This window comes from Roseovarius sp. (assembly GCF_965277045.1).
Lineage (GTDB): Bacteria > Pseudomonadota > Alphaproteobacteria > Rhodobacterales > Rhodobacteraceae > Roseovarius.
Genome location: NZ_OZ255712.1, coordinates 901,254 through 919,948, shown reverse-complemented (window position 1 = coordinate 919,948; position 18,695 = coordinate 901,254). Strand labels below are relative to the sequence as shown.

The 18,695-nt window shown below is 65.9% G+C and carries 19 protein-coding genes; 5 read left to right on the top strand and 14 right to left on the bottom strand.

The genetic code is table 11. The features are described 5' to 3' along the window. Window positions 1-112: 112 nt before the first annotated feature. On the bottom strand, window positions 113-1,507 hold the full coding sequence (gene proS, locus ACQY4V_RS04480) for a proline--tRNA ligase (RefSeq protein ID WP_428515699.1): 1,395 nt from the start codon (window positions 1,505-1,507) through the stop codon (window positions 113-115). Between the two features lie 134 nt (window positions 1,508-1,641). Between proS and ACQY4V_RS04475 the strand changes: the two genes are divergently transcribed. The 4 genes from ACQY4V_RS04475 to ACQY4V_RS04460 are packed head-to-tail and all read left to right on the top strand — an operon-like array spanning window position 1,642 to window position 7,242. Beyond that, the gene (locus tag ACQY4V_RS04475; protein WP_428515698.1) at window positions 1,642-2,709 is read left to right on the top strand and encodes an AI-2E family transporter; all 1,068 of its coding nucleotides are present in this window, start codon (window positions 1,642-1,644) and stop codon (window positions 2,707-2,709) included. Further along, window positions 2,709-3,383 (top strand): HdaA/DnaA family protein, encoded by a 675-nt coding sequence (locus tag ACQY4V_RS04470; protein WP_428515697.1) that lies wholly within the window; start codon window positions 2,709-2,711, stop codon window positions 3,381-3,383. The genes ACQY4V_RS04475 and ACQY4V_RS04470 overlap by 1 nt, the downstream gene beginning before the upstream one ends. A 48-nt stretch (window positions 3,384-3,431) precedes the next feature. Then, complete coding sequence (locus tag ACQY4V_RS04465; RefSeq protein WP_428515696.1) at window positions 3,432-5,606, top strand: RNA degradosome polyphosphate kinase; 2,175 nt, start codon at window positions 3,432-3,434, stop codon at window positions 5,604-5,606. 52 nt (window positions 5,607-5,658) lie between these two features. Next, window positions 5,659-7,242 carry a Ppx/GppA family phosphatase gene (locus ACQY4V_RS04460; RefSeq protein ID WP_428515695.1) on the top strand — a complete coding sequence of 528 codons (1,584 nt, stop codon included), beginning with the start codon at window positions 5,659-5,661 and terminating at the stop codon, window positions 7,240-7,242. 24 nt (window positions 7,243-7,266) lie between these two features. Here ACQY4V_RS04460 and ACQY4V_RS04455 read toward each other — a convergent pair whose 3' ends face one another. Genes ACQY4V_RS04455 through ACQY4V_RS04420 form a run of 8 tightly spaced genes read right to left on the bottom strand, consistent with a single transcriptional unit; the run spans window position 7,267 to window position 14,033 of the window. After that, a complete protein-coding gene (locus ACQY4V_RS04455; protein WP_152491931.1) occupies window positions 7,267-7,629 on the bottom strand; it encodes a hypothetical protein in 363 nt (120 codons plus the stop codon). Between the two features lie 31 nt (window positions 7,630-7,660). Then, entirely contained in the window at window positions 7,661-8,698 is a 1,038-nt protein-coding gene (locus tag ACQY4V_RS04450; RefSeq protein ID WP_428515694.1) for an endonuclease/exonuclease/phosphatase family protein, read from the bottom strand. A 3-nt stretch (window positions 8,699-8,701) separates the two neighbouring features. After that, the gene (locus ACQY4V_RS04445) at window positions 8,702-9,382 is read right to left on the bottom strand and encodes a TerB family tellurite resistance protein (protein WP_428515693.1); all 681 of its coding nucleotides are present in this window, start codon (window positions 9,380-9,382) and stop codon (window positions 8,702-8,704) included. A 10-nt stretch (window positions 9,383-9,392) separates the two neighbouring features. After that, complete coding sequence (locus ACQY4V_RS04440) at window positions 9,393-9,902, bottom strand: N-acetyltransferase family protein (RefSeq protein ID WP_428515692.1); 510 nt, start codon at window positions 9,900-9,902, stop codon at window positions 9,393-9,395. After that, entirely contained in the window at window positions 9,899-10,510 is a 612-nt protein-coding gene (locus ACQY4V_RS04435; protein ID WP_428515691.1) for a VOC family protein, read from the bottom strand. Before ACQY4V_RS04435 ends, ACQY4V_RS04440 begins: the two co-directional genes overlap by 4 nt. 1 nt (window position 10,511) lies before the next feature. Then, window positions 10,512-10,994 (bottom strand): MAPEG family protein, encoded by a 483-nt coding sequence (locus ACQY4V_RS04430; protein ID WP_428515690.1) that lies wholly within the window; start codon window positions 10,992-10,994, stop codon window positions 10,512-10,514. Then, window positions 10,994-13,126, bottom strand: coding sequence for a methylmalonyl-CoA mutase (scpA, locus tag ACQY4V_RS04425; RefSeq protein WP_428515689.1), 2,133 nt, complete (start codon window positions 13,124-13,126; stop codon window positions 10,994-10,996). Before scpA ends, ACQY4V_RS04430 begins: the two co-directional genes overlap by 1 nt. Further along, window positions 13,098-14,033 carry a hypothetical protein gene (locus tag ACQY4V_RS04420; protein WP_428515688.1) on the bottom strand — a complete coding sequence of 312 codons (936 nt, stop codon included), beginning with the start codon at window positions 14,031-14,033 and terminating at the stop codon, window positions 13,098-13,100. Before ACQY4V_RS04420 ends, scpA begins: the two co-directional genes overlap by 29 nt. Before the next feature lie 175 nt (window positions 14,034-14,208). Here ACQY4V_RS04420 and ACQY4V_RS04415 point away from each other — a divergent pair, with 175 nt between their 5' ends. Next, window positions 14,209-14,664: a DUF4174 domain-containing protein gene (locus tag ACQY4V_RS04415; RefSeq protein ID WP_428515687.1), complete on the top strand. Its 456-nt coding sequence runs from the start codon at window positions 14,209-14,211 to the stop codon at window positions 14,662-14,664. Window positions 14,665-14,677: 13 nt separating this feature from the next. On the opposite strand, the gene ACQY4V_RS04410 is transcribed toward ACQY4V_RS04415, so the two are convergent. The 5 genes from ACQY4V_RS04410 to ACQY4V_RS04390 all read right to left on the bottom strand — a co-directional run bounded on the left by ACQY4V_RS04410 (window position 14,678) and on the right by ACQY4V_RS04390 (window position 18,572). Beyond that, a complete protein-coding gene (locus tag ACQY4V_RS04410) occupies window positions 14,678-15,193 on the bottom strand; it encodes a hypothetical protein (protein WP_428515686.1) in 516 nt (171 codons plus the stop codon). 4 nt (window positions 15,194-15,197) lie between these two features. Beyond that, window positions 15,198-17,243 (bottom strand): acetyl-CoA carboxylase biotin carboxylase subunit, encoded by a 2,046-nt coding sequence (locus ACQY4V_RS04405; protein WP_428515685.1) that lies wholly within the window; start codon window positions 17,241-17,243, stop codon window positions 15,198-15,200. A gap of 134 nt (window positions 17,244-17,377) precedes the next feature. Beyond that, window positions 17,378-17,587: a hypothetical protein gene (locus ACQY4V_RS04400; protein WP_428515684.1), complete on the bottom strand. Its 210-nt coding sequence runs from the start codon at window positions 17,585-17,587 to the stop codon at window positions 17,378-17,380. A gap of 373 nt (window positions 17,588-17,960) precedes the next feature. Further along, window positions 17,961-18,320, bottom strand: a complete 360-nt coding sequence (locus ACQY4V_RS04395; RefSeq protein WP_428515683.1) for a hypothetical protein — start codon at window positions 18,318-18,320, stop codon at window positions 17,961-17,963. Between the two features lie 105 nt (window positions 18,321-18,425). Then, entirely contained in the window at window positions 18,426-18,572 is a 147-nt protein-coding gene (locus ACQY4V_RS04390; RefSeq protein WP_428515682.1) for a hypothetical protein, read from the bottom strand. Window positions 18,573-18,695 lie beyond the last annotated feature (123 nt).

Sequence of the window (18,695 nt, the reverse complement as noted above, 5' to 3'; positions counted from 1 at the left end):
TCGTTTTGTCGTCTTTTGTTTTGAGGCAAGTATAGCGCGTTTCGCGCAAATCCAGAAACAAGATTATCGCGACAGGGCGCGGCACCGGCCTAGGCCCCGCGCCACAGGCCCGTCACATCCAGGTATGGAACGACCGATCCGCCATCGGCTCGACCGTCCCGGCCTCACCGCGATGCGGCGCATAGATCTCGGCGATCTTCTCGACCGCCGCCTCCGGCGCCATCTCCTCGCTCTCGCCGGTGCGGCGGCTGGTCAGTTCCACCACGCCGTTCTTCAGGCCCCGCGGCCCCACAGTGATCCGCCACGGCAGGCCAATGAGGTCCATCGTCGCGAACTTGCCGCCCGCCCGCTCGTCGCGGTCATCGTAAAGCGGGTCTAGCCCCTTGCCCTTCAGCGCCGCATAAAGCTTTTCGCAGGCCGCATCCGCCTCGCCGTCGCCCTGTTTCAGGTTCACGATCCCGGCATGGAAAGGTGTGACGCCCTCGGGCCAGATGATGCCCTTGTCGTCGTGGCTGGCCTCGATGATCGCTCCCACCAGGCGGCTCACACCGATCCCGTGGCTGCCCATATGCACCGGCACCGGCTTGCCGTCGGGGCCTTGCACCGTAGCGCCCATCGGCTCGGAATACTTGGTCCCGAAATAAAAGATCTGGCCCACCTCGATGCCCCGCGCGACGCGACGGCGGTCCTCGGGGATCTTGTTGAAGACCTCTTCATCGTGCGTTTCGTCCGTCCGCGCATAGCGCGACGTGAACTCTTCCAGCACCGCCTGGCATTGCGCCTTGTCACTGTAATCGATCTCGCGCTCGCCGAATTTCAGGTCCGTGATCTCGCTGTCATAGAACACCTCCGACTCGCCCGTCTCGGCCAGCACCAGGAACTCATGCGTGTCATCGCCCCCGATCGGGCCACTATCCGCCCGCATCGGAATCGCCTGCAGCCCCATCCGCTCGTAGGTCCGCAGGTAGCTCACCAGGTGCCGGTTATAGGCATGCAGCGCGTCTTCCTTCGTCAGGTCGAAATTGTACCCGTCCTTCATGAAGAACTCGCGCCCCCGCATCACGCCGAAACGCGGCCGGATCTCGTCACGGAACTTCCACTGGATGTGATAGAGCGTCAGCGGCAAATCCCGGTAGCTGCCCACATGCGACCGGAAGATATCGGTGATCAATTCCTCGTTCGTCGGACCATAGAGCATATCCCGGTCCTGCCGGTCGCGGATCCGCAGCATCTCGGGACCATAGGCATCGTACCGCCCGCTTTCCCGCCACAAATCCGCCGATTGCAGCGTCGGCATCAGCATCGGGATATGCCCCGCCCGCACCTGCTCCTCGTGGACGATATTTTCCAGCTTGCGCAACACCTTGAAGCCCAGGGGCAGCCACGAATAGATCCCCGCGCTGGCCTGCTTGATCATCCCGGCCCGCAGCATCAGGCGGTGGCTGGCGATCTGCGCCTCGGCAGGCGTCTCCTTCAGGACCGGCAGGAAATACTTGGACAGGCGCATGGGGAACCTCTGGTCATTGCGTGCTTAGGCCCCGTTTATGGCCTCAGCGCCCGCCAGACAAGCCGGAAGGCGCTTGCAACGCTGCGCCCCTTGCGCGAAAAACAGGGCGACGCGTTTTGTTCCCCCGAGGTGGCATGGCCCTTCCCGTCCGGACACAATTTCAATTCTGGGGCATCGCCATCGCGCTGTTCCTCGTTGTCATGTGGTTCCTGGGCGACGTGATCCTGCCCTTCGTGCTGGGCGGCGCCGTGGCCTATTTCCTCGACCCCATCGCCGACCGGATCGAACGCCTGGGCGCCTCGCGGGCCATCGCCGTCACGATCATCACGCTCGTCGCGATCTGCATCTTCGTCATCATGGTGCTTCTGGTCATCCCCACGCTGGTCAACCAGACCGCCAACCTCATCGACATCGCGCCGAAGCTGTTTCAGGACCTGCAGGACTTCCTCACCACCCGCTTTCCCGAGATCGTCGACGAGGATTCCACCCTGCGCCAGTCGCTCGCCAGCCTCGGCGCCACCATCCAGGAACGCGGCGGCCAGGTTGTCGAAACCGTGCTGGCTTCGGTGGGCTCGCTCGTCAACGTGGTGGTCCTGCTGGTGATCGTGCCCGTGGTGGCCTTCTACCTGCTCTACGACTGGGACCGCATGGTCGCCGAGATCGACCGCCTCCTGCCGCGCGAACATGCCCCGGTGATCCGCCGGCTCGCGTCCGAGATCGACAAGACCCTCGCCAGCTTCATCCGCGGCATGGGCACCGTCTGCCTGATCCTCGGCACCTACTACGCCGTCGCGCTGATGCTGGTGGGCCTGCAATTCGGCCTCGTCGTGGGGGCCTTTGCCGGCTTCGTCACCTTCATTCCCTACGTGGGTGCCGTTCTTGGCGGCGCGCTCGCCATCGGCCTCGCCCTCTTCCAGTTCTGGGGCGACTGGCTGTCCATCGGCCTCGTCGCCGGCATCTTCGTGCTGGGCCAGGTGGTCGAGGGCAATATCCTGACGCCCAAGCTGGTGGGCGAATCCGTCGGCCTGCACCCGGTCTGGCTGATCTTCGCGCTGTCGGTCTTCGGTGCCCTCTTCGGCTTCGTGGGCATGCTGGTCGCGGTGCCGGTCGCGGCGGCCATCGGCGTTCTTGCCCGCTTCGCCGTGCAGCAATACATGGACAGCGCCCTCTATACCGGGCAAGGCAACCGGGACCCCGAATAATGGCACAGCAGCTCAGCTTCGACCTGCCCGCCAAACCGGCGCACGGGCGGGAGGATTTCTTCGTTTCCGCCGCCAACGCGCAGGCCGTCGCCATGATCGACACCTGGGACGCGTGGCCCGCCCGCAAGCTGGTCCTCTACGGTCCCCCCGGCGCCGGCAAGACCCATCTCGCCCATGTCTGGTCGGCGCAAAGCGGTGGCCTCATCATTCCCGTGACCGACCTCGCGCAGGCCGACATCCCGGTCCTCGCACAGAACCACGTCGCCGTCGAGGATTGCGAGAACATCGCCGGCAGCGAACCCGCTGAAACGGCTCTCTTCCACCTGCACAACCTGACCCTTGCCGAGGGCCATTCCCTGCTGCTGACGGCCCATGCCGCGCCCAAGTACTGGAACCTCGCCCTGCCCGACCTTGCCAGCCGCATGCAGGGCACGCCCGCCGTCGAACTCGATCTGCCCGACGACAGGCTGCTGACGGCCATCCTCGCCAAGCTTTTCGACGATCGCCAGCTGACCCCCACGCCGGACGTCATCCCCTATCTTCTGCGCCGCATCGACCGCTCGTTCGAGGCCGCCCGCGAGGTCGTCGCCCTGCTCGATTCCGCCGCACTGTCGCGCAAACGGGCCCTCACCCGCCCCTTTGCCCGCGATGTTCTGGACAACGCAGGGCTGTAACGGCAAAGTCGTCACCTTATCGTTACGTCGCAATCCCATAAGGGCCACATGACAAACGCAGATTTCCTCAAATCCACCGCCCCTGCCCCCGTGACGATCGACGGTCTCGATATCACCGGCCCCGGGCGCTTCTTCAACCGGGAGCTCAGCTGGCTGGGCTTCAACTGGCGCGTCCTGGAAGAAGCACAAAACCCCCGCGTTCCCCTGCTGGAGCGCCTGCGCTTCCTGTCCATTTCCGCCAACAACCTCGACGAGTTCTACAACGTCCGCGTCGCGGGCCTGCGCGAACTGGCCCATGCCGGCAACACCACGCCCGCCGCCGATGGCCTCACCCCCGCCGAACAGCTTGTCCTGATTGACGAGGACGCCCGCAAATTGCTGGCCCAGCAGCAAGGCACGCTCGAAGACCTCCGGCAAGAGATGGAGGCCGAGGGCATCACCATCCTCGACATCGACAGCCTCACGAAAGACGACCGCACCCATCTCAGCGACATCTTCCTCGAACAGGTCTTCCCGGTCCTGTCGCCGCTGGCCGTCGACCCCGCGCACCCGTTCCCCTTCATCCCCAACCTGGGCTATTCGCTCGCGCTCCAGATGCAGCGCAAGTCCGACAAGCGTCCGCTTCAGGCGCTCCTGCCCATCCCCAACCAGATCGACCGCTTCGTCACCGTCCCGTCCGAGCCGGGCCAGTTCCGCGCCCTCCCGCTCGAAGACCTGTTACTGCTCAACCTCGATCACCTCTTCCCGGGCTACACCTACAAGGCCCACTGCAACTTCCGCGTCCTGCGTGACAGCGATCTGGAAGTCGAGGAAGAGGCCGAGGACCTCGTGCGCGAATTCGAGGTGGCCCTGAAACGCCGCCGCCGCGGCGAGGTGGTGCGCCTGAAAATCTCTTCCGGCGCGCCCGAGGAACTGCGCCGCACCATCATGCAGAAACTCGAGGTCCGCCCCGAGGAAGTGGTCGAGGTCGACGGCATGATCGGGCTGGCGGATCTCAAGGAAATGGTGCTCGACAGCCGCCCGGACCTGCTGTGGCCCAGCTTCACGCCCCGCGTGCCTGAACGCGTGCAGGACCATGACGGCGACATGTTCGCCGCCATCCGGCAAAAGGACATGCTGCTGCACCACCCGTACGAGACGTTCGACATGGTGATCCGCTTCCTGACGCAGGCGGCGCGCGACCCCAACGTGGTGGCGATCAAGCAGACGCTCTACCGCACCTCCAAGGACAGCCCCGTCGTATCGGCACTGTGCGAGGCCGCCGAGGACGGCAAGTCCGTCACCGCGCTGGTGGAACTCAAGGCCCGCTTCGACGAGGCCGCCAACATCCGCCAGTCCCGGCGGCTGGAACGCGCCGGCGCCCATGTCGTCTACGGCTTTCTCGATCTCAAGACCCACGCCAAGATCTCCACCGTGGTCCGGCGCGAGGGCGACAAGCTGGTGACCTACACCCATTACGGCACCGGCAACTATCACCCCATCACCGCCAAGATCTACACCGACCTCAGCCTTTTCACCTGCGATTCCTCGCTGGGCCGCGACGCCACCAAGGTCTTCAACTACCTCTCCGGCTACGCCCAGCCCGAAAAGCTGGAAAACCTGGCCATCTCGCCCACCACGCTGAAACCCCGCCTGCTGGAAATGATCGCCGCCGAGATCGACCACGCCAAGTCCGGCAAACCGGCCGAGATCTGGGCCAAGATGAACTCGATCATCGAACCCGACGTGATCGACGCGCTCTACGCCGCGTCGCAGGCCGGCGTGAAGATCTGCCTTGTGGTGCGCGGCATCTGCGGCATCCGCCCGGGGATAAAGGGCCTGTCCGAGAATATCCGCGTCAAGTCCATCGTCGGGCGCTTCCTGGAACATTCGCGCATCGTCTGCTTCGGCAACGGCGCCGGCCTGCCCTCGAAAAAGGCCAAGGTCTACATGTCCTCCGCCGACTGGATGGGCCGCAACCTCAACCGCCGCGTCGAAACCCTGGTGGAAATCACCAACCCCACCGTCAAGGCCCAGATCGTGGGCCAGGTCATGGCCGCCAACCTTGCCGACGTGGCACAGACCTGGGTCATGGCCCCCGACGGCAGCTTCACCCGCGACCTGATCGAGGAAGGCACATTCGCCTTCAACTGCCACCGCTTCTTCATGGAAAACCCGTCGCTGTCGGGCCGCGGCTCCGCCGGGGCGGCGGACGTGCCCAAACTCACCCACACCGACGATTGACCCTCCCGGCCCCCTGTCGCATATAAGGGGCCGAGACCAAGCCGGGGATGTCATGGACGGCACGACCGATCCCGAACACAGCGAATGGGGCCCTTTCGGGCGCCCGCTTTTCGACAAGGACGCGGCCAAGGCGCTCAGCCGCGTGGGCGTGGTCGACGTGGGTTCGAACTCCGTCCGCATGGTGGTGTTCGACGGCGCCGCCCGCAGCCCGGCCTATTTCTACAACGAGAAAATCATGTGCGGCTTGGGCCAGGGCCTGTCGGAAACCGGCCGCCTGAACCCCGAGGGGCGCGAACGCGCGCTCGCCGCCATGAAACGCTTCGCCCGGCTGGCAGAGAACATGGACACCGGCCCGCTCACCGCCGTCGCCACCGCCGCCGTGCGCGAGGCCAGCGACGGCGAAGAATTCCGCGACGAGATCAAGCGCGAGACCGGCATTCATCTCTGGGTCGTCGACGGCCCCGAAGAGGCGCGCCTCTCGGCCCAGGGCGTGCTTCTGGGCTGGCCCGGCTCCTACGGCCTTGTCTGCGACATCGGCGGCTCCTCCATGGAGCTGGCCGAAATCAACGGCGGCCAGGTCGGCAAGCGCCTGACCTCGCGCCTCGGCCCCTTCTCCCTGCAGGAGGTCAAGGGCGGCAAGAAGGCCCGCAAGGCCTATATCAAGGACACGCTGGAGCGCATGCACGACCAGCTGGGCGAACAGAAGAACCGCCTCTTTCTGGTGGGCGGTTCATGGCGCGCCATCGCCAAGATCGACATGGAACGCCGCGGCTATCCCCTCCACGTCCTGCACGAATACCGCATGACCCCCAAGGACGTGCGCAAGACCGCCGATTACATCGCCAAGAACGACGCCGAAGAGCTGCGCAACCGCGCCGGCGTGTCCTCGCAGCGTATGGCGCTGGTGCCCGACGCCGCCGAGGTGCTGCGCCGCCTGGTCAAGACCTTCGGCCCCCGCGACATCGCCGTCTCCAGCTACGGCATCCGCGAGGGGCTCTTGTACGAACAGATGCCCCAGCAACTGCGCGACCGCGATCCCCTGATCGAGGCGTGCCGCTTTGCCGAGGCCAAGGATGCCCGCCTGCCCGGCTATGGCCGCGCCATCTATCACTTCGTCGAGCCGCTCTTCCGCAGCGCGCGCCCCGACAAGCTGCGCATCATCCGCGCCGCCTGCCTCTTGCATGACGTCAGCTGGCGCTCGCATCCCGACTACCGCGCCGAGGACTGCTTCGACAACGCCACCCGCGCCAACCTCGGCGGGCTGAAACACTCCGAACGGGTGTTCCTGGGCCTCGCCCTCCTGCACCGCTATTCCAACAAGCGCGAGGGCACCCGGTTCGAGAAACTGGCCGAACTGCTGGACGAGCGCGGCCAGCACCAGGCCGAGGTTCTGGGCAAGGCCATGCGCTTTGCCGCGATGTTCTGGCTACGGGCCGACACCCAGCTGGGCGAGCTGACCTGGCACCCCAAGAAGAAACAGCTGATCCTGCGCCTGACCGAAGAGGCCGTGCCGCTCTACGGCGAAGTCGGGCAAACGCGCCTCGCCTCGCTCGCCGACACGCTGGGTGCGGAATTCGACGTCAAGCTGCTGCGCCCGCGCCGCGCAAGGGCCACGCCGGGCAAGTCCCCGGGCTGATCGAAACGCCAGGGGCGCGCCGCCTCAGATCTCGATTTCCTCGTCCGGGTCGATTTCCTCTTCCAGCGGGGTCTTGCGGCGGATGATGATATCCCCATTGGGCATCATCTCGGGCGCATGGTAATTGCTCAGATCGTCGATCTGGCCCATCAGGTCGGCAAAGGCGGGGCCCATCTCCTCGACGAAACTGCGCAAGGCCGGCTGCATCTCCTTCGCCATCCCCTCGATGTCGCGCATCGCCGGTTCCATCTCGCGCATGATGCCTTCCATGAACATCTGCGCCCCCCGCTCCATCAGGGAAAAACCTTCGTCCTCTTCCTCCTGCGCCAGTGCGGGCGCGGCGGCAAGGGACAGCGACAGGGCGGCGATGGGCATGATCCGTTTCATGACCCCAATATAGCGCATCGCGATGACGATTTTAAGATGACAGGTCGATATCCAGCGTGACCGGAAAGTGATCCGACGCCGCCAAGAGCGCGTCGCGCAGCTCCGGCACCTTCCAGCAACCCGGGTCCTCGAAGGGGTGCCAGATGCGCCATTTCGGCCCCCTCGCCCGCAACCCCCGGGAAATCATGATGTAATCCAGCAGCGCCTGAAGGTAACGCCCCTCGTCCTTCAGATAGAACCGCGCCGAACTGTGCTGCGCGCCGATCCGCTGGTTCAGCGCCCGCCGTGCGTGCGGATCGTAAAGCCGCATCTCGCCCGGCTCGGCCCCGCCCATGATCACCTCGATCGACGAGCGGCCAAAGAGGTTCTCGTACTCGTCCAGCCCCGGCCCGTCGTTCAGATCGCCCAGCAGCATCAATTGCTCGCCCGCTTCAAGATGCGCGCGGATGCGCTTGCGCAGCCACACCGCCTGCGCCTGCTGCTTGCGCCGGTTGGCAATGGCGAGCCGCATCACCTCGTCCCGCGTGGTGGCCCCATGCGGCGCCTTCGACTTCAGATGCGCCCCGATCATGCGAAAGCCGACCCCGCCCCGCACCTCCACCGCCACTTCCAGCGGCGGCTTGGAGAACACCACCAGATCCTCGGTCGCGTCGATATCCAGATCGATGCGGAACACGCCGTCAAAGCGCGGCGCCTCGCTCGACCCTCTCTTGCCGGTCTCCTCGCCCCTCGGGTCATGCCGGCAGGTCATCACGTCCGGGTCGTACAGCAGCGCAATCTCCTGCTGGGTGTCGTTGACGAACCCCATCAGCGCCTTGCGCGCCCGCAGATCCATCATCGCCGCGAACGCTTCAAGCGCCTTGACGGTATCGCGCTTGCTGCCGCTATCCGGCGCCTCGATCACCATCACCGCATCGGAATCCATAGCCGCGAACACCATGCCCAAGGCGGCCAGCTGATCGCCCCGCGTCACGCCGTACCGTGCCGATGGCCCGTCATCGTCCAAAACCCGGTCCTGCGCGTCGAACAGCGCGTTGAACCACTCGACGTTATAGGTGGCGATACGCATCGCTCAGGCCGCCTCGCGCTGGATCTGCTCCCACGCGTCGTTGACGTCGGTCAGCCGCTTCTCGGCCAGCTTGATCGCCTCCTGCGGCACGCCCCGCGCCACCATCCGGTCGGGATGCATCTCGCGCACCTTGGCGCGCCAGACCTTGCGAATCTCGGGCAAGGGCGTGTCGGGCGTCACCCCCAGCACGGCATAGGGGTCCGGCTTGGCATCCGGCACGAAGCGGCTTCGCAGCGTGTTGAACTCCCGCTCCGGCAGGCCGAAAATCGTCGCCACCTCCGATAGGAACACATCCTCGTTCGGGTGATAGACACCATCGGCCACCGCGATGTGGAAAAGCCCTTCCAGAAGGTCGTTCAGGGTTGCCGCGTCGTCGCCGAACATCGTCTTGATCCGACGCGCATATTCCTCGAATCCCGCAACGTCCTGCCGCGCGAGGTTGAAAACTTTCGCAGCCCCCGCCTCGTCGTCGCTGGCGATCAGGAACACCTCGCGGAACGCCGTCACCTCGTCGCGCGTCACCTGCCCGTCCGCCTTGGCCATCTTCGCGCCCAGCGCGATCACAGCTATGGCAAAGGCCACCGTCCGCTCCGGCGGCGTGCGCAGCCGGTCGAACACGCTGGTCAGCGGCTCGCCACTGGCCAGCGCCGACAGCGCTTCGGATATGCGACTCCAGATCGACATGGGCCGCAACCTAAGGCGTGCGGCCCCCGGGGGACAGGAGTTTCTGCATCAACACAAGGTCGATCCGCCGCCCGAATTTCAGCCCGGCCTGCGCCACGCGCCCCACCTCGGCAAACCCGATCCTGCGGTGAAACGCGATCCCGCCCGCGTTCTCGCCACTGATCCCCCCGATCAGCGAATGCACGCCGCGCGCCCGCGCATGGTCCTCCAGCGCCTGCATCAGCGCCCGGCCCACCCCGTTGCCCTCGGCCCCGGGGCGCAGCAGCACCGTATGCTCCAGCGTCTCGCGATAGCCCGAGCCGTTGCGATACGGCCCATAGGTGGCATAGCCCAGCAGGTCACCATCCCGCTCGGCCACCAGGAACCCGTGCCCCGCCTCGTCGCGCGTCTTCACGGCCAACGCCATTTCCAGCACGGTCTTCTCGTCTTCGGTAAAACTGACCGTCGTCTCACGGATGTAATGATTGACGATCCCGGCCAGCGCCTTTGCATCGCCCGCCTCCGCCGGCCGGATCTTCATGCCAGCACGCACGCCCCTCGCGGCGTGGTCAACTCGGCCCTCAGCGCCGCCGCGCCGGTCTCAAAGACCACCCGGGCGTCGCTCAGCACCGGCGCCAGCGCGTCCTCCAACGCCTCGGCCTCCGGGTGGGTCACCACCAGCCGGTCCAGCCGGCATCCCGAGGCCGGCAACATCTGCACCGGATGCTGAGCGCATTGCCATTCGATCACCGCCGGAAAAAGGTTGTCCCACGGCAGCCGCCCATCCTCGGGCACCGCCATCTGCCAGCGCAGGTCGCCGCGCGCCAGCGGCACCGGCACGCCCGCCTTCGGGAACCGCTCCACGACGGCCCCAAGGGCCGGCGTGTTGCAGATCCAGTTCGTCGGCCTCGGCCGCCCCTTGAACCTGTCCAGATCGAACCACCGCGCGCAGCCCGGCGCGGGCGCCTCGGGATCCACCGCGATGACCTCCAGGTAAAGCCCATCCTCCAGCCCCAGCAGCATGTTATGCGTCCCGAAATGCGCGTGCTGCCCCCCGGGGCGCAGCGCCACGCCAAGCGCCTCCTCGGCATAGACGCGGCCCTCGTCCAGCGTCTCGGCCGCCACCGCGAAATGATCCAGGTTCAGCATCTCACCCCACCGTCAGTCGCCACAGCACCCAAAGCGCCGCCAGCACCGTGGGATAGAACGTCGCCGCAAATCCGAAGGCCCGCAAGGGCGGCGCCATATGGTACCCCACCCAGAACGCCACCCGCGCCACGGCAAAGCCGATCCCCAGCGCCAGCACCGTGCCCGCGCCCAGGAAAAACCCCACCAGCGGCCAGATGCACAAGGCCAACACCACCTGCTCGACGGTGTTCTGCAACACGCGCGAATCCACCGCCGCGCCACCTGTGAGCGGCTGCCCGTCGATGATGTCATCGTCGAAGAACCGCCGCTGCGCCAGCCGCCCGATCATCAGCGCCAGCACCACACCCGGGCCAAAGGCCGCGCCCATCAGCGTCGGCTGCATCATCGCCATCGGCACCGGGATCTGGCGCCCGATCCACAGCACGGCCACGGCCCATACCAGCCCCGCCGCCATGCCGATCAGGATCTTCGGGCGCTTCTGCATCAGGCTGCCCGCGCCTCGCGGATCAGCCGCAGGATATCCTGCGCCGCCTCGGGGATGTTGGTGCCGGGCCCGAAAATGGCCTTCACGCCCACATCCTTCAGGAACTCGTAATCCTGTTGCGGAATGACCCCGCCGCAGATCACGATGATATCACCCGCATCCTTCTCCTTCAGCGCATCGATCAGCTGCGGCGCCAGCGTCTTGTGCCCCGCCGCCTGGCTGGAAATGCCGATCACATGCACGTCGTTGTCGATGGCGTCCTGCGCCGCCTCGTCCGGTGTCTGGAACAGCGGGCCCACATCCACGTCGAAGCCAATGTCGGCGAATGCCGTGGCGATCACCTTGGCGCCCCGGTCGTGCCCGTCCTGCCCCATCTTGACGACCAGCATCCGGGGCCGCCGCCCCTCGTCCTCGGCAAAGGCCTCGACCGATTTCTGGATCGCGGCGAAACCCTCGTCGCCCTCGTAGGCCTTGCCGTAGACCCCGGCCAGCGTCTTCACCTCGGCGCGGTGCCGTCCGAATTCCTTTTCCATGGCCATGCTGATTTCCCCCACAGTAGCTCTTGCGCGGGCCGCTTCCACCGCGGCCTCCAGCAAATTGCCGCCGTCCTTGGCGCGGCGCGTCAATTCATCCAGTGCCTTGGTGCAGGCGTCCTCGTCACGCTCCGCGCGGATACGCTCCAACGCCTCGACCTGCCCCTTGCGCACCTTGACGTTGTCCACGTCCAGGATGTCGATCGGGTCTTCCTTGTCCTTGCGGTACTTGTTGACGCCGACGATCACCTCGTCGCCCCGGTCGATCATCGCCTGCCGTGTGGCCGCCGATTCCTCGATCCGCAGCTTGGGCATCCCGCTGGCCACGGCCTTGGTCATGCCGCCCATTTCCTCGACCTCTTCCATCAGCTCCCACGCCTTTTCGGCCAGCTCGGCGGTCAGGCTCTCGACGTAATAGGACCCCGCCAGCGGGTCGACCACCGCCGTCACGCCGGTCTCTTCCTGCAGGATCAGCTGCGTGTTCCGCGCGATCCGCGCGCTGAAATCCGTGGGCAGCGCGATGGCTTCGTCCAGCGCGTTGGTGTGCAGGCTCTGCGTGCCGCCCAGAACGGCGCTCATCGCCTCGTAGGCGGTGCGCACGACGTTATTGTAGGGGTCCTGCTCCTGCAACGAAACACCGCTGGTCTGGCAATGCGTCCGCAGCATCTTGGAGCGGTCGTTCTTCGCCCCGAACTCGGTCATGATCCGGTGCCACAGCAGACGCGCCGCCCGCAGCTTGGCGGCCTCCATGAAGAAATTCATGCCGATTGCAAAAAAGAACGAAAGCCGCCCGGCAAAGCGGTCCACGTCCATCCCGGCCTCGATCGCGGCCTTCACGTATTCCCGGCCATCAGCCAGCGTATAGGCCAGCTCCTGCACCAGGTTCGCGCCGGCCTCCTGCATGTGATAGCCGGAGATACTGATCGAGTTGAAGCGCGGCATATCGTTCGCCGTGAACTCGATGATGTCGCTGACGATCCGCATACTGGGCTCGGGCGGATAGATATAGGTGTTGCGCACCATGAACTCTTTCAGGATGTCGTTCTGAATGGTGCCCGACAGGGCGCTGCGGTCATGCCCTTGCTCTTCCCCCGCGACGATGAAACTGGCCAGAACCGGGATCACCGCGCCGTTCATGGTCATCGACACGCTGACCTGGTCCAGCGGGATGCCGTCGAACAGGATTTTCATGTCCTCGACACTGTCGATGGCCACACCCGCCTTGCCCACATCGCCCACCACGCGCGGGTGATCGCTGTCGTAACCGCGGTGCGTCGCCAGATCGAATGCCACCGAGACGCCCTGCTGCCCGGCCGCCAGATTGCGGCGATAAAAGGCGTTCGATTCCTCGGCCGTGGAAAAGCCCGCATATTGCCGGATCGTCCAGGGACGCCCGGCATACATCGTGGCCTTAACGCCCCGCGTGAACGGCGCCTGCCCGGGGATGGTGCCAAGGTGGTCCATACCCTCGACATCTTCCTCGGTATAGAGCGGCTTGACGTCGATCCCCTCAAGGGTCTTCCACGTCAGGTCCTCCAGCGGACGGCCCTTCAGCTCGCCTTCCGCGATCTTACGCCAATCGTCGGTCTTCGATCCCATCGTCTTGTCCTCTTTTCCTCTGGTCCGGGCGCGGGGTTGTCCCCGTCTTCACCGGGCCGGTTTCCTCTGTCAGCTGCGCCAATCCCTCTGCCCCGGCACGCAGCCAGAACAGATCGTCGGCATAGGCCTCGCGCATCTCGCGCAAGGCGGTCTCGTCGAACGGTTGCCACTTGCCCGCCCCTTCGGGCAGGCGCGCAGGGTCGCCGCCACGCTCTCCCACGATCCGGCGCAGCTGGCCCAGGCCGGGGCCCTGGTTCCTCCAGTCCCGCGCATGGGCGCGCGGCATCGGGCCATGCCCGGTCATGTGTTCCAGCACCCGCTCGGGCAGGCCGCCGAAAATCTCGTAGGGCAGCACGCTCAGCTCGACCTTGGGCAGGGCGCAGGCCACGTCCAGCACCACGTCCCGCCACAGCCGCGGCGAAGCCGCCAGCGCATCCAGCACCGCCTGGTCCGGCACGCGATGCCCCCGCGCCACGCCGAAGGACACCACCGACGCCCAAAAGCTGTCATGACTGCGGATCGACAGGCAGGCCCGCGTCACCTGGCCGTCGAAGGCATGGGCGAACCGCGCCAGGCGCTGGCCGATATCGGGGTAAAGCCGCCCCTGCCGCAGGCAGCGGCGCGGCGCCCCGATCATGTTCTCGTCGCTGATCACCAGCACCTTGGCGCCGGCCCTGCGTTCGCGGGCCATGTTGATCGCCACCCGCGCGCGGGCGCGCTCCAGCTGCTCCTGCGGCGGGCGCGGGCTCTCGATCGGTATCACCCCGGTCAGCAGGCCGTCACGCGTCTGTTTCGGCCCCCAAACGGCGATGCCCATCCGCCCCAGCGCCGCCCGGTTCGCCGCCAGGTAGGCCTGGAACGTGGTGGTGGCCGTCCGGTGAGCCCCGATATGCAGAACAACGTCCATGATCCCGCGCCTTTCCCGTGCGGCCCGCGGCCTGCGGGCGGTCGACCTTGCGTCGCGCCAGCCTGCACCACGGGACCTGACCACGGGATTAACGGTAAAATTTTCGCGGCCCTGCGGCCAAACGGCCTTCGCATTCGGCGCCTCGGGCCTTATATCTGGTCCAGCAGGAGGCCCAATGCGCAAGCTGATCGTTCTTTCTTTTCTGGCACTTACGTCGATATCACTCGTCGCGGACACGGCCCGCGCGACCGACGGATCGCCGGAGGACGGAATCATACTTGCCGGCGAAAGCGTCGATTTGAACGAATTTCTCTGGATAAAGCGCCCCATCGTCGTCTTTGCCGACAACGCCTCGGATCCGCGCTTCATCGAACAGATGAACTTCATCACCGACCGGCTGGACGATCTGGACCGGCGCGATGTCGTGGTGCTGACCGATACCGACCCCTCCGCCGACAGCGACCTGCGCCGCAGGTTGCGCCCGCGCGGCTTCATGCTGGCGCTCATCGGCAAGGACGGCAAGGTCGAGCTGCGCAAACCCGCGCCATGGAGCGTGCGCGAGCTGTCCCGCGCCATCGACAAGATGCCGATCCGGCAACAGGAAATCCGCGACCGGCTGAGCGGCAACTGATCCCACGCACCGTTCATGCCCGCTCTCCCGCCGCGACCACCAGAACCCGGTTCGCGCGGTCCATCAGCATCAGCGTGCCGTCGGTCGTCTCATAGGCCAGCACGGTCTCGGGGCGCATCAGCAGGCGGCGGAACTCCACCCCCACCTTGCCGTCCATGCAGGGCCGCGCCTCCAGCCCCGCACGGCGCATCTGCATCCCGAACGTGCGCTGCGTGTTGACCGCGTCCACCATCGCCGCATCCGGCGTCATATCGGGGTCGTCCAGCGCCGCAACGCCCCGTCTGGGCAGCGCGCGCAGCATGTCGGGCACGTTGCGCTCGACCGGCACCGCAGCCCCGATATCCGCGTTCACCAGCCGGAACGCCGCCGCGGCACACCGCGCCTTGGAAGAAAACGCCAGCGTCTCGCCCAGGCTGAACCACGGCGCCAGCCGCGCCCGCATCGACGCCTCGTCGTCGCGCGTGCAGGCCCCTAGCAGGACCGCGCCCGCCATCGCCGCGGGCAGGATATGAGTCCCGCGCAGGGTCACCGCGTCATTCGAACTCCATGATCACGTCATCCACCGCCAGGCTGTCGCCCGGTCCGGCGTTGATCTTCGTCACCACGGCCTTGCGCTCGGCCCGCAGGATGTTCTCCATCTTCATCGCCTCCACGGTGCACAGCGCCTGGCCTTCCTGCACCTCGTCGCCCTCCGCGACATTCACGCTGACGATCAGGCCCGGCATCGGGCACAGCAGCATCTTCGATGTATCAGCGGCAAGTTTCTCGGGCATTAACAGCGCCAGTTCCGCCTGGCGCGGCGTGCGCACATGCACCTTCAGGTCCGCGCCCCGGTTGCGGATGCGGAACCCGCCCGACACCTTGCCGACCTTCAGCACCACCGTCTCGCCATCGACGTCCAGCACCGCCAGCGCGTCGCCCGGCGTCCAGTCGCTGGACACCCGGTGCGTGGCGCCATCCGCGAAGGTCACCGTGGCGCCGTCGCGATCCGCGGCAACGCTGACCTCGTAACTCATGCCTTGCAGGCTGACGACCCAGTCCTCGCCCACGCGGCGCTCGTGGTTGTCCATCCGGCCCGACACCCGCGTGCGCCGGATCTCCGCCACCCGGTGCATCGCCGCACAACTGGCCGCGATCCGCCGCAGCGCCGCCTCCTCCAGTTCCACACCCTCGAACCCGTCGGGATACTCCTCGGCGATGAACGCCGTGGTCATGTCGCCCGACACGAACTTGGGGTGATCCATCACCGCACTCAGGAACGGCAAGTTGTGCCCGATCCCTTCCAGCTCGAACGAATCCAGCGCCACGCGCATAGCCTCGATGGCCGCGCCCCGGTCGGGCGCCCAGGTGCAGAGCTTCGCGATCATCGGGTCGTAATACATTGAAATCTCGCCGCCCTCGTAGACGCCGGTATCGTTGCGCACCGCCGTCTCGCCGGCCTCGGCCTCGTCCTGCCACTTGCCCTTGTCCAGCAGCGGCCCAGCCGCCACCTCCACCGGCGGGCGATAGCGCACCAGCCGCCCGATCGAGGGCAGGAAGTTGCGATACGGGTCTTCGGCATACAGCCGGCTTTCCATCGCCCAGCCGGTCAGCTTTATATCGTCCTGGCTCAGCGACAGCTTTTCACCCGCCGCCACGCGGATCATCTGCTCCACCAGGTCCACGCCGGTGATCAGTTCTGTCACCGGATGCTCCACCTGAAGGCGCGTGTTCATCTCCAGGAAGTAGAAGTTCTTGTCGCCATCGACGATGAACTCCACCGTGCCCGCGCTGGAATAGCCCACCGCATGGGCCAGCGCCAAAGCCTGCTCGCCCATCGCCTTGCGCGTCTCTTCATCCAGAAACGGGCTCGGCGCCTCTTCGATCACCTTTTGGTTCCGCCGCTGGATCGAGCATTCCCGCTCGCCTAGATACACCCCGTTGCCGTGGCTGTCGCACAGCACCTGGATCTCGATGTGGCGCGGCTGCGTCACGAACTTCTCGATGAACATCCGGTCGTCACCGAAACTGCTGGCCGCCTCGTTCTTCGACGCCTGGAAGCCCTCGCGCACTTCCTCGGCATTCCACGCGATCCGCATCCCCTTGCCGCCGCCGCCCGCGCTGGCCTTCAGCATCACCGGAAAGCCGATCTCTTCCGAGATCTTCAGCGCCTCGTCGGCATCCTCGATCAGGCCCATGTGCCCCGGCACGGTGTTCACATCCGCCTCGGCGGCGATCTTCTTCGAGGTGATCTTGTCGCCCATCGCCTCGATGGCCTTCTTGGGCGGCCCGATAAAGGCCACGCCGGCGGCCTCCAGCGCCTCGGCGAACTTGGGGTTCTCCGACAGGAAACCATAGCCGGGATGCACCGCCTCGGCGCCGGTCTGCTTGATCGCTTCCATCACCTTGTCGATGACGATATACGACTCCGACGCCGGCGGCGGGCCGATATGCACCGCTTCGTCGGCCATCTCCACGTGCAGCGCGTGACGGTCGGCGTCCGAGTAAATCGCCACCGTCGATATGCCCATCTTGCGCGCCGTCTTGATGACGCGGCAGGCGATCTCGCCCCGGTTGGCGATCAGGATTTTCTTGAACATCTCACGTCCCCTTCAGTCTTGCCCGCCCCGGCGAGCCTGCCGGACGGGGGTGATACGAAAAAACCACCGCCCCGCTGGCGCGAGGGGTGGTTTCATGCAGGTTGAGCCGCCCGGTGACGGGCGCGAAATTCAGGCTACAGGCATTTGTCCGGGTAGACCTGGCAGAACGCCACGTTGCCCGCGGCGCCCACCGCCGCACCGGTAAGCAGCGATCCTCCCACGACGGCCGCCGCGCCGGTGCCCGCGGCCCCGCCGAACAGCGCCTGTTCCGGCACGGTGTTGCCGCAGGCCGCCAGGAAAACTGGGAGGCACAGGAAGAAAGGAAGGGATTTACGGAACTGCATCGGATGTCGCCTCGCGTTTCTTGATCTGAATTGCGCTCACTCAACGCCAGTTCCGCGGCGGAATCAAAGCCCGTCCTCCGGCCTCGGGCGATTTGGGCGCAACCTCGCCTATCCGCGTAAGCCTTTGACTCGCACGTAAAAAAGGGCGGCCTCTGCAACAATGCATAAGGCCGCCCATCAGGGGAAGGGTAACGGTTTAGACGGTATGTCTCGGCCCATTGGGGGAAGGCCGCCACTACACTAGTGACGGTGCACGCAATCTGGCATTGCGCCAAGCCCCAAGTCTCATCCTGCAGGTGATCGGCTGCAATTCGCGTGAATCCGCGGGTCGTCGGCAAAAACGTGCCTAAATAAAGGACCGGAGTTGCGCCAATCATGCCGGTTCCCCTTCCTCGAACGCGTCCGGAAAGGCGCGCCTTGCCGCCGCGACGTCCAGCACCAGCAGCGCTTCGTAGCTTTCCGAATCGAACGCGTCCTCGGCCGGCAGCACTTCGCGGCCGAACAGCCAGCTCAGCCGGCCGGCATCCAGGTTGCCCCGCTCGAAGGGCTGATCGCCAAAAGCCTCCCACAAGGCGCGGACAAAGGCGGTGTCGGCGCGCTTGTCGGCCGGACGCCGGTCGCGATAGCGCTCGCGGCGCACGATGGCGGTGGCGCCCTTGGGGTTGGCACGGCGAATGGTGAACTGGAAATCGCTGCCGGGCAGACGCCCCGGAAAGCCGCGGTGCTTGATCATGACCCGCCTCCGCAACCGCGCAGGGACCGCCGGGTCTCGCCGTCCATCAGGACAGGGTGGATCAGGACAGGCCCGAGGGCCTGCCCCTGTCGTGCGTTCGGGTGCTTACTTGAGCTTGCCGGTGTAGGTCGGCTCGGTCGAGATCGGCTCCGGATCGACCACGACGAATTCTTCTTCTTGCTGCTGCTGACCGCAGGCTGCCACGAGGGCAACCAGACCAACCGTGAGGATGCTCTTGATGCTGTTCGACATGTTTGTCTCCTGTCTCTGTACTCCAGCACATGGCGCGCCAAACGCCCCATCTGCCCCTCGTTCGAGGAATGGGTCACGGATATGTAACCAAGTGTGACAATAGCGGAATCCGTCAACGTTTCA

Coding starts and splice junctions, on each gene's coding strand:
- ACQY4V_RS04405 (WP_428515685.1), bottom strand. CDS start 17,243: ATGTTCAAGAAAATCCTGATCGCCAACCGGGGCGAGATCGCCTGCCGC.
- ACQY4V_RS04415 (WP_428515687.1), top strand. CDS start 14,209: ATGCGCAAGCTGATCGTTCTTTCTTTTCTGGCACTTACGTCGATATCA.
- ACQY4V_RS04395 (WP_428515683.1), bottom strand. CDS start 18,320: ATGATCAAGCACCGCGGCTTTCCGGGGCGTCTGCCCGGCAGCGATTTC.
- proS (WP_428515699.1), bottom strand. CDS start 1,507: ATGCGCCTGTCCAAGTATTTCCTGCCGGTCCTGAAGGAGACGCCTGCC.
- ACQY4V_RS04440 (WP_428515692.1), bottom strand. CDS start 9,902: ATGAAGATCCGGCCGGCGGAGGCGGGCGATGCAAAGGCGCTGGCCGGG.
- ACQY4V_RS04460 (WP_428515695.1), top strand. CDS start 5,659: ATGGACGGCACGACCGATCCCGAACACAGCGAATGGGGCCCTTTCGGG.
- ACQY4V_RS04470 (WP_428515697.1), top strand. CDS start 2,709: ATGGCACAGCAGCTCAGCTTCGACCTGCCCGCCAAACCGGCGCACGGG.
- ACQY4V_RS04450 (WP_428515694.1), bottom strand. CDS start 8,698: ATGCGTATCGCCACCTATAACGTCGAGTGGTTCAACGCGCTGTTCGAC.
- ACQY4V_RS04455 (WP_152491931.1), bottom strand. CDS start 7,629: ATGAAACGGATCATGCCCATCGCCGCCCTGTCGCTGTCCCTTGCCGCC.
- scpA (WP_428515689.1), bottom strand. CDS start 13,126: ATGGGATCGAAGACCGACGATTGGCGTAAGATCGCGGAAGGCGAGCTG.
- ACQY4V_RS04420 (WP_428515688.1), bottom strand. CDS start 14,033: ATGGACGTTGTTCTGCATATCGGGGCTCACCGGACGGCCACCACCACG.
- ACQY4V_RS04475 (WP_428515698.1), top strand. CDS start 1,642: ATGGCCCTTCCCGTCCGGACACAATTTCAATTCTGGGGCATCGCCATC.
- ACQY4V_RS04435 (WP_428515691.1), bottom strand. CDS start 10,510: ATGCTGAACCTGGATCATTTCGCGGTGGCGGCCGAGACGCTGGACGAG.
- ACQY4V_RS04400 (WP_428515684.1), bottom strand. CDS start 17,587: ATGCAGTTCCGTAAATCCCTTCCTTTCTTCCTGTGCCTCCCAGTTTTC.
- ACQY4V_RS04390 (WP_428515682.1), bottom strand. CDS start 18,572: ATGTCGAACAGCATCAAGAGCATCCTCACGGTTGGTCTGGTTGCCCTC.
- ACQY4V_RS04430 (WP_428515690.1), bottom strand. CDS start 10,994: ATGCAGAAGCGCCCGAAGATCCTGATCGGCATGGCGGCGGGGCTGGTA.
- ACQY4V_RS04445 (WP_428515693.1), bottom strand. CDS start 9,382: ATGTCGATCTGGAGTCGCATATCCGAAGCGCTGTCGGCGCTGGCCAGT.
- ACQY4V_RS04465 (WP_428515696.1), top strand. CDS start 3,432: ATGACAAACGCAGATTTCCTCAAATCCACCGCCCCTGCCCCCGTGACG.